Origin of the sequence: Streptomyces sp. NPDC058198 (assembly GCF_042882605.1) — a bacterium.
Classification (GTDB): Bacteria; Actinomycetota; Actinomycetes; order Streptomycetales; family Streptomycetaceae; genus Streptomyces.
The window spans coordinates 350,715-365,380 of the sequence record NZ_JBHVVP010000004.1 but is presented as its reverse complement, the minus strand read 5'-3'; the positions used below and the strand labels follow the sequence as shown (position 1 = coordinate 365,380).

Here is a 14,666-nt window from a genome sequence, read left to right as displayed (position 1 = left end):
GATGATCGAGAGTGTGCTGGTCGCGAACCGCGGCGAAATCGCCTGCCGCGTCTTCCGTACCTGCCGTGAGCTGGGGATCGCGACGGTCGCGGTGTTCTCGGACGCCGACGCGGGCGCCCTGCACGTCCGGGAGGCGGACACCGCCGTACGGCTGCCGGGGGCCGCGCCCGCCGACACGTATCTGCGCGGCGACCTGATCGTGAAGGCGGCGCTCGCGGCGGGCGCGGACGCCGTGCATCCCGGGTACGGATTCCTGTCCGAGAACGCGGAGTTCGCGCGGGCGGTGCTGGACGCGGGCCTGGTGTGGATCGGACCGCCGCCGGGCGCGATCGAGGCGATGGCGTCGAAGACGCGCGCGAAGGAGCTGATGGGCGCGGCGGGGGTGCCGCTGCTCGCGCCGGTGGATCCGGCCTCCGCCACCGCCTCCGACCTGCCACTGCTGCTGAAGGCGGCGGCGGGGGGCGGCGGCCGGGGCATGCGGATCGTCCGCGAACTCCCGTCACTGGCCGAGGAGATGACGGCGGCGTCGGCCGAGGCGCGGTCCGCCTTCGGGGACGGGGAGGTCTTCGCGGAGCCGTACGTGGAGCGCGGCCGGCATGTGGAGGTGCAGATCCTCGCCGACGCGCACGGCACGGTGTGGGCGCTGGGCACCCGCGACTGCTCGCTGCAACGGCGCCACCAGAAGGTGATCGAGGAGTCCCCGGCGCCGGGTCTTCCGGACGGGCTGCGCGCCACCCTGCGCGAGGCGGCGGTGGCCGCGGCCCGCACGGTCGGCTACCGGGGCGCGGGCACGGTCGAGTTCCTGATCTCGCCGCAGGGCCGCGCGTACTTCCTGGAGATGAACACCCGCCTCCAGGTCGAACACCCGGTGACGGAGGAGGTGTTCGGCCTGGACCTGGTCGCCCTGCAACTCGGCATCGCGGAGGGCGCCGAACTCCCGCCCGAGCCCCCGCCCGCGCGCGGCCACGCGATGGAGGCCCGCCTCTACGCGGAGGACCCTGCCAGGAACTGGGCGCCCCAGACGGGCACGCTGCACCTGCTGGAGGTGGCGGGCGCCCCCGCGGACCGTCCCCTCGCGCCCCGGCTGCGTGTCGACACCGGGTACACCCACGGCGACACGATCGGCGTGCACTACGACGCCATGCTCGCGAAGGTCATCGTCTGGGCTCCCACCCGCGCCGAAGCCGTGCGCGGCCTCCGGTACGCCCTGCGGCGGGCCCGGGTGCACGGTCCTGTGACCAACCGGGAGCTGCTCGTACGGTCGCTGCTCCATCCGGACGTCGTCGCCGGGCGGGCCGACACCGGGTTCTACGAGCGGCACCTCGACGGCCTCACCGCGCCCGCCCCCGGCGAGGAGCACGCCGCCCTGGCCGCCGCGCTCGCCGCCGCGGCCGCCCGCGCCACCCGGGACACGGTGCCCGCGCGGCTCGGGGGCTGGCGCAATGTGGGGGCGCGGACGCAGAGCGGGACGTACGGCGAGCACGAGGTCCGCTACCGGGCCACCCGGGACGGATTCGACGTCGAGGCCGACGGCGTACGCGTCATCGCCACCGCGCCGCACCGCGTCAGCCTCGAAGTCGAAGGAGTCGTAAGGCACTTCGACGTCACCGCGTACGGCGACGAGGTCCATGTCGACAGCGCCGCCGGCTCGTACCGCCTCACCGCCCGGCCCCGGTTCACCGATCCGAGCCTGCGGACCGAGCCCGGGTCGCTGCTCGCGCCCATGCCCGGGACCGTCGTACGGATCGCGGACGGACTGGCCGAAGGCGCGGAGGTCACCGCGGGACAGCCGCTCATCTGGCTGGAGGCCATGAAGATGGAACACCGCGTCACCGCGCCCGCCTCCGGCACCCTCACCGCGCTCCACGCCGTCCCCGGCCGCCAGGTCGAGGTCGGCGCCCTGCTCGCCGTCGTCACCGACACCGCCGTCGTCACGGACACCGTCGTCACCGATGCACAGGAGGAACAACCCTCATGAGCAGCAGCTTTCTCATCGAGACCGAAGAGCACACGGCGCTGCGAACCGCCGTCGCCGCCCTCGGCCGCCGGCACGGCCGCGGCTACGACCGGGAGACCCTCTGGCGCGAGGCGGGCAAGCTCGGCTACCTCGGCGTGAACCTCCCCGAGGCGTACGGCGGCGGAGGCGGCGGCATGGTCGAACTCTCCCTCGTACTTGAGGAGTTGGGCGCGGAAGGCTGCCCGCTGCTGCTGATGATCGTGTCGCCCGCCATCTGCGGCACGGTGATCGCCCGGTTCGGTACGGACGCCCAGAAGCGGCAGTGGCTGCCCGGCCTCTCCGACGGCTCTCTCACCATGGCCTTCGGCATCACCGAACCCGACGCCGGCTCCAACTCCCACCGGATCACCACCACGGCCAGGAAGGACGCGGGCGGCTGGATACTCAACGGCCGCAAGGTGTTCGTCTCCGGCGTCGACATCGCCGACGCCACCCTCGTCGTCAGCCGTACCGAGGACGCGAGGACCGGCACGCTCAAGCCCTGCCTCTTCATCGTCCCCCGCGACGCCGAAGGCTTCCGGCGCTCGCAGATCGACATGGAACTCCAAGCCGTCGAGAAGCAGTTCGAGCTGGTCCTCGACGACGTCCGGCTGCCCGCCGACGCCCTCATCGGCGACGAGGACGCCGGGCTGCTCCAGCTCTTCGCCGGCCTCAACCCCGAACGCATCATGACCGCCGCCTTCGCAATCGGCATGGGCCGCTACGCCCTTGGCAAAGCCGTCGAGTACGCCAAGACCCGCCAGGTGTGGAAGGAGCCCATCGGCGCCCACCAGGCCATCGCCCACCCCCTCGCTCAGGCGCACATCGAACTCGAACTGGCCCGGCTGATGATGCGGAAGGCCGCGTACCTCTACGACGCGGGTGACGACATCGGCGCCGGCGAGGCCGCCAACATGGCCAAGTACGCCGCCGCCGAGGCCTGTGTGAAGGCCGTCGATCAGTCCGTACACACCCTCGGCGGCAACGGCCTCACCCGTGAGTACGGCCTCGCGTCCCTTGTCACCGCCGCCCGCGTGGCCCGGATCGCGCCGGTCAGCCGGGAGATGATCCTGAACTACGTATCCCACCAGTCCCTGGGTCTCCCCAAGTCCTACTGAGACAGGCGATTCTGGCCGTCCACATCGCGTCGTAAGGGGTCGTCATGGTCTTCCGTAGCGAGTACGCAGATGTCCCGGCCGTTGATCTGCCCATCCACGAGGCCGTGCTCGGCCGCGCCGCCGAGTACGGCGACACCGTCGCGCTCATCGACGGCGCGGCCGGCACGAGCATCACTTATACGCAGCTCGACACCTTCCACCGCCGCATCGCCGCCGCCCTCACCGACGCCGGCGTACGCAAGGGCGACGTCCTCGCCCTGCACAGCCCGAACACCGTCGCGTACCCGGCCGTCTTCTACGCCGCCACCCGCGCCGGCGCCTCCGTCACCACCGCCCACCCCCTCGCCACGCCGGAGGAGCTCGCCACCCAGCTGCGCGACTCCGCCGCCCGCTGGATCGTCACCGTCGCGGCGCTGCTCGACGTGGCCCGCCGCTCCGCCGAACTCGTCGGCGGGATCGAGGAGATCTTCGTCTGCGACCGGGCCGAGGGGCACCGCTCGATCCTCGACATGGCGGGGTCGACGGCCCCCGAGCCCGACATCGCCATCGACCCCGGCGAGGACATCGCGGCCCTGCCGTACTCCTCGGGCACCACCGGCCTCCCCAAGGGCGTCATGCTCACGCACCGGTCGATCGCCACCAACCTCGCGCAGCTCGAACCGGTCGTCCCCATGGGCCCCGGCGACCGGATCCTCGCCGTCCTGCCGTTCTTCCACATCTACGGGCTCACCGCCCTGATGAACGCGCCCCTCAGCCATGGCGCGACCGTCGTCGTCCTGCCGCGCTTCGACCTCGACCAGTTCCTCGGAGCGATCGAGAAGCACCGCATCAACGGCCTGTACGTCGCCCCGCCCATCGTCCTCGCCCTGGCCAAGCACCCGACCGTCGCGCAGTACGACCTGTCGTCGCTCGACTACATCCTCAGCGCCGCCGCCCCGCTGGACGCGCGGCTCGCCGCCGCCTGTTCGGCCCGGCTGAACCTCCCGCCCGTACGGCAGGCGTACGGCATGACCGAACTGTCACCCGGCACCCATGTCGTACCGCTGTCCGCCGCCGACCCGCCCCCGGGCGCCGTCGGCAAGCTCCTGCCCAGCACCGAGATGCGCGTCGTCGCCCTGGCCGACCCCGGCAAGGACGTGGACCCCGGCGCCGAGGGCGAGATCCTCCTGCGCGGCCCGCAGGTCATGAAGGGCTACCTCGGCCGCCCCGACGCCACCGCCGAGATGATCGACGCCGACGGCTGGGTGCACACCGGAGATGTCGGCCGGGTCGACGCCGACGGCTGGCTCTTCGTCGTCGACCGCGTCAAGGAACTCATCAAGTACAAGGGCTTCCAGGTCGCCCCGGCCGACCTCGAAGCCGTGCTGCTCACCCACACGTCCATAGCGGACGCGGCGGTGATCGGTGTCTACGACGCGGACGGCAACGAGGTGCCGAAGGCTTACATTGTTCGCCGGCCCGGTTCCGAGGCGCTCACCGAGACCGACGTCATGGCGTTCGTCGCCGAGCGCGTCGCCCCGTACAAGAAGGTCCGCCGGGTCGAATTCATCGGGGGCGTGCCCCGCGCCGCCTCCGGCAAGATCCTCAGACGTGAGCTGAGGGACCGTGAACAGAGGGACCGCGAACCGCGGAACCGCGAAAGGGAGAACACGTGACGGACCCCGCGAGGCTGGTCGTGACCGCGCACGAGCGAGGCATCGCCACCCTGACCCTGGACTCGCCGGCGAACCGCAACGCCCTGTCGGCGCGGCTCGTCGACGCACTCGGCGACGCCCTCACCGCCTGCGGCAAGGACCCCTCCGTACGGGCCGTGCTGCTCACCCACACCGGCAGCACCTTCAGCGCGGGCGCCGACCTCAAGGCGCCGGCGAACCCGTACACCTTCGTCGCCCTGATGCGGCAGATCGTCGAGCTGCCCAAGCCGGTCGTCGCGCGCGTCAGCGGCCATGTGCGGGCCGGCGGGCTCGGGCTGCTCGGCGCCTGCGACCTCGCCCTCGCCGACCGCGGCTCGGACTTCGCGTTCACGGAGGTACGGATCGGAGTCGCCCCCGCCGTGATCTCGCTGCCGCTCCTGCCGCGCGTCGAGCCGCGCGCCGCGGCCCGGTACTCCCTCACGGGGGAGCTGTTCGACGCGGACCGCGCGGCCGCCGCCGGACTGATCACCGAGGCGGCCGACGACGTGGACGCCGCGCTCGCGCCCGTACTGGACGGGCTGCGCAGGGCGTCGCCGCAGGGGCTCGCGGAGTCGAAGAAGCTGCTCACCGTCGGCGTGCTGGACGCCTTCGACCTGTACGCGGAGGATCTCGTCCAGCGCTCCGCCTCGCTCTTCGTGACGGCGGAGGCGCGCGAAGGCATCGCGGCGTTCATGGAACGACGGGACGCCGCGTGGGTGCTCTAGACGAGTCGTTCCGAAGTAGCGTCGTCCGCCCGGAGCGCGGCCGGGCAGACGGGACTTCGGAATGACTCGTCCAGGGCCCGCGCGGCGGATCCTGCCCGGGTCCGCGCCCAAGCAGGACCGCAGCCGCGCCACGCGCCGGCGGCTGCTGGAGGCCGCCGTGACCTGCCTCGCCGAACACGGCTGGGCGGGCTCCACGGTCTCCGTCGTCGCCGAGCGGGCCGGTGTCTCGCGCGGCGCGGCCCAGCACCACTTCCCGACCCGTGAGGATCTGTTCACCGCGGCCGTCGAGTACGTGGCGGAGGAACGGTCCTCCGCGCTGCGCGACCTGGTCCCGGCGGGGCCCGCGCACCGCCGCGAGGCCGTCGAGGGGATCGTCGCCCTCTACACCGGGCCGCTGTTCCGGGCCGCGCTGCAACTGTGGGTCGCGGCCTCCGACGAGGACCAGCTGCGCCCCCGGGTCACCGAGCTGGAGGCCCGGGTGGGGCGGGAGTCCCACCGGATCGCGGTGGAACTGCTGGGCGCCGACGAATCCGTCCCCGGCGTACGGGAGACCGTCCAGGGGCTGCTGGACATGGCGCGCGGACTGGGCCTGGCGACCCTGCTGACGGATGACACGCAGCGGCGGGAGCGGGTGGTGGCCGAGTGGTCGCGGATCCTGGACGGCGTGCTGGGCTGACGCCCGCCCGGCTCCACGGGACGTGGACGTACGGCGGCGCCGCTCCCGTTCCCGCCGGGCGCGGCGCCGTTCCCCACAGCCGTCCGGCCGTGGAGAGAGCGGATCAGTGGGTGATCTCGTCGTACCCCTCGATCTCCCGCGGATCCCGCGTCCCCGGACCCACATAGCGGGCCGACGGACGCACCAGACGGCCCGTGCGCTTCTGCTCCAGGATGTGCGCCGACCAGCCGGCTGTACGGGCACAGGTGAACATCGACGTGAACATGTGCGCCGGGACCTCGGCGAAGTCCAGCATGATCGCCGCCCAGAACTCCACGTTCGTCGCCAGCACCCGGTCGGGCCTGCGCGCGTGCAGCTCCTCCAGCGCGGCCTTCTCCAGCGCCTCCGCCACCTCGAACCGCGGCGCGGCCAGCTCCTTCGCCGTACGCCGCAGCACCCGCGCCCGCGGGTCCTCGGCCCGGTAGACGCGGTGCCCGAAGCCCATCAGCCGCTCGCCCTTGTCCAGGGTCCGCTTGACGTACGCCGTCGCGTCGCCGGTGCGCTCGATCTCCTCGATCATGCCGAGGACCCGCGAGGGCGCACCGCCGTGCAGCGGCCCCGACATCGCACCGACCGCTCCCGACAGCGCGGCCGCCACATCGGCCCCGGTCGAGGCGATCACCCGGGCCGTGAACGTCGACGCGTTCATGCCGTGCTCGGCGGCCGACGTCCAGTAGGCGTCGACGGCCTTCACATGCCGGGGGTCGGGCTCCCCGCGCCAGCGGATCATGAAGCGCTCGACGACCGACTCCGCCTTGTCGATCTCCCGCTGCGGCACCATCGGCAGCCCCTGGCCGCGCGCCGACTGGGCAACGTACGACAGGGCCATCACCGCGGCACGCGCCAGATCGTCACGGGCCGTGCGCTCGTCGATGTCGAGGAGCGGTTTCAGACCCCATACGGGCGCGAGCATGGCCAGCGCCGACTGCACATCGACACGGATGTCACCGGAGTGGACCGGGATCGGGAACGGCTCGGCGGGCGGCAGGCCGGGATTGAACGCCCCGTCGACCAGCAGTCCCCACACGTTCCCGAAGGACACCTGCCCCACCAGGTCCTCGATGTCGACGCCCCGGTAGCGGAGCGAGCCGCCCTCCTTGTCCGGTTCGGCGATCTCCGTCTCGAACGCGACGACTCCTTCGAGCCCAGGGACGAAGGAGGTGGCGGAATCAGACATCAGGCGGCTCCTCATGATGTGTGCGACGGTTTCGGCGGGTGGCCGGGCAGGTCGATCCCGGTGTGCGCGAGGCAGGAACCATAGTCCCCGGTGTACGAAGGCCACAGTGGCCCGCCCCAAGATTTTGGCGGGTTCCTCTGATGCGCGGAAGCGTGATAACCGGCACACTGCCTCACTTCCTCCATCGAGGGTTGGCGAAGCTCCGGGCCGGGCAGACTCGGCCCTGCGGCAGGATGACCTCCGTGCCTCCCGAGAATCCGGATCCCGCTGTCATGCGCGAGCAGTACCGCACGACCCCGCTGCTGGAGGCGGACCTCGCCGCCACCCCGATGGACCAGTTCGCCCGCTGGTTCAAGGATGTCGCGGTCTCCGACCTGCACGAGCCGAACGCGATGGTGGTCTCGACCGCCACGCCCGACGGCCGTCCGTCCTCGCGCACGGTGCTGCTGAAGCGGTACGACGACCGCGGCTTCGTCTTTTTCACGAACTACACGTCCCGCAAGGGCGGCGAGATCGAGTCGAACCCCTTCGTCTCGCTGCTCTTCCCCTGGCATCCGCTGTCCCGCCAGGTCCTCGTCACCGGCACGGCGGCCCGCGTCGGGCGCGACGAGACAGCCGCGTACTTCCGCACCCGCCCGCACGGATCCCAGCTGGGCGCCTGGGCCAGTGACCAGTCCACTCCGATCGCCTCCCGCGAGGCGCTCCTCCAGCGCTACGAAGAGCTGGCGGCCCGCTATCCGGACGACGAACAGGTCCCGGTGCCCCCGCAGTGGGGCGGCTTCCGGGTCACCCCGGAGACGGTCGAGTTCTGGCAGGGCCACGAGAACAGGCTGCACGACCGGCTGCGCTACGTCTGCGAGGAGCACGGCCGCGAGGGCGGCGGCGAGGAACACGGCTGGCGGGTCGAGCGGCTCTGCCCGTAGGGAGCGGCTCTGCCCGCAGAGGCCCTCAGGAGCCCGTCGGACACGCAGACGACCCGCGGGCCATGGTCCCTCCGGAGAGGGAGCCGGCCGGACATACCGGCGGCCCGCGGGTCGGGTGACTGCTTGGGATTTCGACCGTCGACCGGCCGAGCACTACGAGAGTGCGACAGCGAGCCGTTAGCCCGCAGCCACCTCACTTGTCCGGACTGAGTACATCTTCCGGATCACCTCCTTTCGGTGTGCGTCACACGTTAGGCGCGGCTCCGGGAGCACTCAAGTGAATTAATGCGACGAATTTGGCTGTACATCACACGCATTTTCCCGCTGGTAGCGGTGGGTACGCGCTGGGCAGAGAATTGTGGGGCGTGACGATTTCGGGGAACCTTGTGTGTGCTGGGTCACGTTCGAGTTCAATGATTGGACGTGCATGCATCAGCCAGGCGGAGGCGTCCTGCAGGGGGTGCGGAGATGAGTGCTTCTCGGAGCGAGACCACCAACGCGCCCGGGCCGGACGAGCCTGATTCCGCGTCCGGGTCCGGGCCGGACGCGGGGTCCGAGCCGGAGCGGGACGGGCCGGGCGCGGATCTGCTCGCGGCCCTGCTCGACGGTATGGACGCGGCGCTCTGCGCCTTTGACGCGGACGGCGTGATCACGCACTGGAACCGCGAGGCGGAGCGGGTGCTCGGCTGGTCGGCCGAGGAGGCCGTCGGGCGGCACGGCTTCGCCGGCTGGGCGGCGCGGAGCGCCGACGCGGACGACGTGCAGGCGCGGCTGATGGCCGTGATGGACATACCCGGCCGGCAGGTGGACGAGTTCGCGCTGCTGCGCAAGGACGGCGGCAGGGTGCTCGTACGGACCCAGTCGGCCCGGGTGCGCGGGGCCGACGGCAAGGCCGCCGGGGTGTACTCCGCCTTCAGCGAGGTCCACGCGCAGATAGATCTGGAGCGGACCATCGCGCTCAGCGAGGCGCTCTTCGAGGGAGCGTCCTGGGGTGTCGTCCTCGTCGATGTCGATCTACGGCCGACGGTGGTCAACGGATATGCGGCGCGGGCGCTCGGCTCCGGGCGTACGTCAGTGCTGGGGCGGCCGCTCGGTGAGCTGCTCGTCCGGGGCGTCGAGGAGCTGGAGGCCGCGCTCCACCATGTGCTCGCCGAAGGGCCGCCGAGGTCGCCCGCCGAGCTGTGGGTGACGGTCCGTACCGGCGACGGCGAGCAGCGGCGCTGCTGGCGGAGCGGTTTCCTGCAGCTGGCGTCCCCGCTGGCGGAGGAGCCGGTGCCGCTGGGTGTGGGGTGGATGTTCCAGGACGTGACGGACATCAAGCTGGCCGCGCAGGACGCGGACCGGCTGCGGTTCCGCTCCAGCCAGCTGCACCGGGCGGGGCGGGCGGCCGCGGAGTGCGAGGACCCGATGGAGGCGGCGACGGTCTATCTGGACTTCGCGCTGGCGGGTTTCGCGGATCACGCGCTGATAGATCTGGTGGTGGGGGAGGGGCCGACCGGTTCCTTCGCCGTCTCGGCCGCGGAAGCCCCCGTACGGCTGGTGCGGGCGGTGGCGACGCCCTCCGGCGGCGGGTCGGGTCCGAGCATGCCGGTGGAGGCGGGCGGGATACCCGTGCGGTACGCACCTGGGCATCCGGCGCTGCAGGCGATGGACCGCATCGGATCGGTCCGCGCCAGCGCCCCGTCGGGTGGTGTGCCCTCCTCGACCTGGGCCGCCTCCCGCCAGTGGCCGGCGGACGCGGTGCACGCGCTGTGCACGGTGCTGCGCTGCCGGGGCCGCTCGCTGGGTGTGGTGACGTTTCTCCGGGGAGCGAGCCGTGTCGCGTTCGAACGGCCGGACGCGGTGTACGCGGAGGATGTGACGGTCCGGATGGCGGCGTCCCTGGACCTGTCCCGGACCTTGTCGGACTGACGCGCGGCCGGCCGGTGGCTGATCCGCGGCCGGGCAGCAGGGCCGAGGCCCTGCTGCCCTTGTCACTTTTGCCCGGTCCGTCAGGGCGCCGCCGTCCTGTCCGTCCCCGTACCCCTGGGTTCAGGGACGGACGCCGCCTTCGGCGGCAGCAGCCTGACCGGTTCCGTTTCCGCGTCGTTGTGGCGCAGCGCCCAGTTCTCCAGGGAGATACGGCACGCGTGGTCGAGGTGGCGCAGGCCGGACAGATCCAGCTCGATGGGGCGGTCCTTCGGCAGCTCCTCCAACTGTTCCATTATCCGCGGCAGTCGCAGGAACGTCGCGTTGCCGGTGACGGACACCACCAGCCTGCCGCCGGTCAGTTCCCGTACGTCGACATGGAGATGGGAGATCTCCCAGGCCGTCTTGACCACCGCGAGCAGCAGCCCGAGGACCACTCCCTCGAAGAGATTGGTGACCAGGACCGCCACCGCCGTGATGGCCAGGATCACGGCCTCGCCGCGGTGCTCCCGCCACAGCGGGACCAGGTCCCTGACGGGCACCAGCTTGCAGCCTGCGTGCACCAGGACGCCCGCCAGCGCCGCGAGCGGGATGACCCCGATCGCGGCCGGCAGCAGCGCGGCGAACAGCAGGAGCCACAGCCCGTGCAGGATCCGGGAGAGCGAGGTCCGTGCCCCCGCCTGGACATTGGCGGCGCTGCGCACGATGACCGCGGTCATCGGCAGCGCGCCGAGCGCCCCGCAGACCGTGTTCCCCACGCCCTGCGCCATGAGTTCCTTGTTGTAGTCGGTGCGCGGCCCGTCATGCATGCGGTCGATCGCCGCCGCGCTGAACAGGGACTCCGCCGAGGCGATCAGGGTGAAGGCGAGCACGGTGCCGATCGCGGCCACCCCCGCCAGCTGCCCGAAGTCGTCGAGGCCAGGGGGCTTGATCGATTCCAGCAGCCCGTGCACCTCGACCTTGGCGACGGGCAGATCCAGCAGGACTGCTGCGCCGGTGGCCAGCGCCACCGCGGCCAGCGGTCCGGGAACCACCCGGACCCGGGCCGGCAGCCTGGACCACAGGACAAGAACGGCCACGGTCCCGGCGCCGATGAGGAACGCGGTCAGCGTCGTACCGTCCGAGACGATCCCGCCGGCCAGTCCCGGCAGTCCGGCGATCTTGCCGGGGCCGCCGGACGGCGGAGCGGTGTCCGCCATGGCGTACACCTGGCCCAGTACGAGCACCAGGCCGATGCCCGCCAGCATCCCCTGGACCACGGCGACCGAGATCGCCCGGAACCAGCGGCCGAAACGCAGCGCGCCGAGGGTGAGTTGGAGCAGTCCCGAGACGAGCACGATGGCGCCGAGAGCGCCGACGCCGAACTCCTTGACGGCTTCGTACACCAGCACGGTCAGTCCCGCCGCCGGGCCGCTGACCTGCAGCGAGCTGCCGGGAAGGAAGCCCACGACGAGTCCGCCGACGATGCCGGTGACCAGACCGAGTTCGGCGGGCACTCCGGAGGCGACCGCCACCCCCACACACAGGGGCAGGGCGACGAGAAAGACGACGAGGGACGCGAGCAGGTCGCGCCTCAGGACACGTTTGTCCCTCAACAGGGTGAGCATGAAGGGTGTTCCTAGCTGTGCGGTCCGCGAGCGGACGAGGGGCGGGAAGTGAGCGGTGCTGAGGGCGCCGTCACAGAGGTCTGAAATCCCCGCCCAGGTGGGGCTGGTGGGCGCTGATCGCGCCGGTGTCCACTTCGTAGTACCAGGCGTGCAGCGAGAGACGCCCCTCCACGAGGCGTTCCCGTACGGCGGGATAGCCGCGGAGGGTGTCGAGCTGGGCCGCGGCGTGGTGGCGTACCGCGTGGGCGAGGCCGTGGGCGGCCGGCAGCGAGGGGACGCCGAGGTCGAGCCAGCCGCGGACGGCCGGGACCGCTGACAGATCGTCACCGCGTACGAGGGCGCCGACGGCGCCGCAGTGGGAGTGGCCGCACACGACGATGTCGCGGACGTTGAGGACACGTAACGCGTACTCGATGGTGGCTGCTTCGCCGCTGGGCCGCTCCGCGTCGTAGCGGGGGACGATATTGCCCGCCGTACGCAGCTCGAACAGCTCACCCGGACGCGCGCCGGTGATGAGGGACGGGATGACACGGGAGTCCGAGCAGGTGATGAACAGCGCTTGTGGCGTCTGTCCCGCCGCGAGTTCGCGGAACTCCTCGGAGCGCTCCGCCACCTGGACGGAGAAGGTACGGGCGTGGTCGATGAGTGACTTCATGATGGCCTGCCTCCTGCACCCGCGGACGTGCCGGGGCGCGGTGTGGTCGGGTCAGTGGGGGTGTGAACGCCAGTGCCGTACGGGCGTCACGCGCTGCCGGGTCTCGGCAGTCGCGGGAGGCCGGCAGACAGCTGCCGTGATGATCGCGCTGTCGTGTGCGCGAAAGTTTGTCTGCTCCGATGATGGGACACCGCAGCTTCGTCTACTTTGCCCGAACATTACTTCCAGGTGAAAGATCAAAATTCCGCCAAGTGGTCCTTTGGTGACGCAAAGTGGCGGGTCGAGGGCGTGGGCAAGGCCGAGGCCCGCGGGGAGCGGTTCCCGCAGGCCTCGGCCGTTCGCTGCCGTCTCTTCAGTTACTTCTGGCGCTTCTGTTACGAGAGTTGCTTTGGTTACTTCGGTTGCTCTGGTTACGTCTGTCGCGCCGTTGAGCCCTCGACGGCTCCGGGGTACGTCTTTACTGGCGGTAGAAAATCCGGTCGGCGTATTCGGTCATCACCCGGCTGTTCCACTCGGGCCCGCCGTCGACATTGCCAGACCGCAGCAGCGGAGGCTCGATGCCGCGCTCGACGAGTTCCTCGGCGGCGGCGGCCATCATCGCCTGCATCAGGGCGCTGGTGACGACCGTGGAGGCGGGGGCGAACGGGGCCTCGATGCCGTCGGCGGTCAGCTCCGCGTCACCGACCGCGATCCTGTTGTCGAGGACGACATCGCAGTGGTCCTTGAGATACGTCCCCGTCAGGTGCCGGGACGTGGTCTCCGTCGCGTACGCCACCGATGTCACGCCGATGACCTTCAGCCCCAGCGACCGGGCTTTCATCGCCATCTCGACGGGCATCGCGTTGCGCCCGGAGAGGGAGATGATCACCAGCACGTCCCCGGCGGCGGCGGGGCTGGACTCGAGCACGGCGCTCGCCAGACCGTCGACCCGCTCCAGCGCGGAGCCGAGGGTGGCCGGCATGACATCGACGCCCACCACGCCGGGCACGGCGAGCAGGTTCATCAGGGCGAACCCGCCGGCGCGGTAGACGACGTCCTGCGCGGCGAGCGAGGAGTGCCCGGCGCCGAAGGCGAACAGCCGCCCGCCGGCGGCGACGGTGTCGGCGATCACCGTGCCGGCCGCGGCGATGTTCGCCGACTCCTCGTCGCGTACGCGCTGCAGCAGGCCGATCGCGGCATCGAAGAACCGGCCGGCCAGCTTGGACTCGCTCATCGAGGAGACCCTTCCAGGGGTGGGGGAATGCCTGTGCCGCGGATCACGTTGAGGTCTGGACCATTGCTCTGTCAATACACCTACTCGACACCTGCCCGACGCTTTACGGCACGCCTCGCCGCTTCGGCTTCCTCCGGCACGGCACGGTTGTCGGTGGTATGCGTCAGAATTGGGTCAGGGCCAGCGCACGATTTATTCGAGGGGCACGAATGTCCGGACTGATCGACACGACGGAGATGTATCTCCGCACCATCCTCGAGCTCGAAGAGGAAGGTGTGGTCCCGATGCGCGCCCGGATCGCCGAGCGGCTCGACCAGAGCGGGCCGACGGTCAGCCAGACCGTGGCCCGTATGGAGCGCGACGGTCTGGTGCAGGTCGCGGGCGACCGGCATCTGGAGCTGACGGAGGAAGGGCGCCGACTGGCGACCCGTGTCATGCGCAAGCACAGGCTCGCCGAGTGTCTGCTGGTCGATGTGATCGGCCTGGAGTGGGAGCAGGTGCATGCCGAGGCGTGCCGCTGGGAGCATGTGATGAGCGAGGCGGTGGAGCGGCGGGTGCTCGAGCTGCTGCGTCACCCGACGGAGTCGCCGTACGGCAACCCGATCCCGGGCCTGGCGGAGCTGGGCGAGAAGGCGGAGGCCGACCCGTTCCTGGACGCGGGGATGGTGAGCCTGGCCGATCTGGATCCGGGCTCGGAGGGCAAGACGGTGGTGGTGCGGCGGATCGGCGAGCCGATCCAGACCGATGCCCAGCTGATGTACACGCTGCGGCGCGCGGGCGTGCAGCCCGGGTCCGTGGTGAGCGTGACGGAGTCCCCGGGCGGCGTGCTGGTCGGGAGCAGCGGCGAGGCGGCGGAGCTGCAGGCCGAAGTGGCCTCGCATGTCTTCGTGGCCAAGCGCTGAGCACTGAGCGCTGAGCACTGACTGCTGAGCGCTGACCGCTTAGCGCTCTGCGCG

General features: G+C 71.3%; 12 protein-coding genes. 8 read left to right on the top strand and 4 right to left on the bottom strand.

The window, feature by feature from the left end; translation table 11 throughout:
• Position 1: 1 nt before the first annotated feature.
• From ACFVWW_RS17720 to ACFVWW_RS17700, 5 genes are all read left to right on the top strand, one after another.
• The gene (locus ACFVWW_RS17720; protein ID WP_386878642.1) at positions 2 to 1,978 is read left to right on the top strand and encodes an acetyl/propionyl/methylcrotonyl-CoA carboxylase subunit alpha; all 1,977 of its coding nucleotides are present in this window, start codon (positions 2 to 4) and stop codon (positions 1,976 to 1,978) included.
• Positions 1,975 to 3,114: an acyl-CoA dehydrogenase family protein gene (locus ACFVWW_RS17715; protein WP_384332155.1), complete on the top strand. Its 1,140-nt coding sequence runs from the start codon at positions 1,975 to 1,977 to the stop codon at positions 3,112 to 3,114. Before ACFVWW_RS17720 ends, ACFVWW_RS17715 begins: the two co-directional genes overlap by 4 nt.
• 44 nt (positions 3,115 to 3,158) lie before the next feature.
• The gene (locus tag ACFVWW_RS17710; protein ID WP_386878643.1) at positions 3,159 to 4,769 is read left to right on the top strand and encodes a 4-coumarate--CoA ligase family protein; all 1,611 of its coding nucleotides are present in this window, start codon (positions 3,159 to 3,161) and stop codon (positions 4,767 to 4,769) included.
• Complete coding sequence (locus ACFVWW_RS17705; protein WP_386878644.1) at positions 4,766 to 5,512, top strand: enoyl-CoA hydratase family protein; 747 nt, start codon at positions 4,766 to 4,768, stop codon at positions 5,510 to 5,512. The genes ACFVWW_RS17710 and ACFVWW_RS17705 overlap by 4 nt, the downstream gene beginning before the upstream one ends.
• Positions 5,513 to 5,573: 61 nt before the next feature.
• Positions 5,574 to 6,188 carry a TetR/AcrR family transcriptional regulator gene (locus ACFVWW_RS17700; protein WP_386878645.1) on the top strand — a complete coding sequence of 205 codons (615 nt, stop codon included), beginning with the start codon at positions 5,574 to 5,576 and terminating at the stop codon, positions 6,186 to 6,188.
• A 103-nt stretch (positions 6,189 to 6,291) separates the two neighbouring features.
• Here ACFVWW_RS17700 and ACFVWW_RS17695 read toward each other — a convergent pair whose 3' ends face one another.
• Positions 6,292 to 7,404, bottom strand: coding sequence for a citrate synthase 2 (locus ACFVWW_RS17695; protein WP_386878646.1), 1,113 nt, complete (start codon positions 7,402 to 7,404; stop codon positions 6,292 to 6,294).
• 233 nt (positions 7,405 to 7,637) lie between these two features.
• Here ACFVWW_RS17695 and pdxH point away from each other — a divergent pair, with 233 nt between their 5' ends.
• Both pdxH and ACFVWW_RS17685 read left to right on the top strand, forming a co-directional pair.
• Entirely contained in the window at positions 7,638 to 8,327 is a 690-nt protein-coding gene (pdxH, locus tag ACFVWW_RS17690; protein WP_386878647.1) for a pyridoxamine 5'-phosphate oxidase, read from the top strand.
• 468 nt (positions 8,328 to 8,795) lie between these two features.
• Positions 8,796 to 10,238, top strand: a complete 1,443-nt coding sequence (locus ACFVWW_RS17685) for a PAS domain-containing protein (protein WP_386878648.1) — start codon at positions 8,796 to 8,798, stop codon at positions 10,236 to 10,238.
• An 80-nt stretch (positions 10,239 to 10,318) separates the two neighbouring features.
• Here the strand turns inward: ACFVWW_RS17685 and ACFVWW_RS17680 are convergent, their stop codons facing one another.
• The 3 genes from ACFVWW_RS17680 to ACFVWW_RS17670 all read right to left on the bottom strand — a co-directional run bounded on the left by ACFVWW_RS17680 (position 10,319) and on the right by ACFVWW_RS17670 (position 13,710).
• Positions 10,319 to 11,842, bottom strand: coding sequence for a SulP family inorganic anion transporter (locus ACFVWW_RS17680; RefSeq protein ID WP_384332167.1), 1,524 nt, complete (start codon positions 11,840 to 11,842; stop codon positions 10,319 to 10,321).
• Positions 11,843 to 11,912: 70 nt separating this feature from the next.
• Positions 11,913 to 12,497, bottom strand: coding sequence for a carbonic anhydrase (locus tag ACFVWW_RS17675; RefSeq protein WP_386878649.1), 585 nt, complete (start codon positions 12,495 to 12,497; stop codon positions 11,913 to 11,915).
• Between the two features lie 457 nt (positions 12,498 to 12,954).
• The gene (locus tag ACFVWW_RS17670; protein WP_384178869.1) at positions 12,955 to 13,710 is read right to left on the bottom strand and encodes an SIS domain-containing protein; all 756 of its coding nucleotides are present in this window, start codon (positions 13,708 to 13,710) and stop codon (positions 12,955 to 12,957) included.
• Positions 13,711 to 13,919: 209 nt separating this feature from the next.
• Here ACFVWW_RS17670 and ACFVWW_RS17665 point away from each other — a divergent pair, with 209 nt between their 5' ends.
• Positions 13,920 to 14,612 carry a metal-dependent transcriptional regulator gene (locus tag ACFVWW_RS17665; RefSeq protein WP_384178871.1) on the top strand — a complete coding sequence of 231 codons (693 nt, stop codon included), beginning with the start codon at positions 13,920 to 13,922 and terminating at the stop codon, positions 14,610 to 14,612.
• Positions 14,613 to 14,666: the final 54 nt, after the last annotated feature.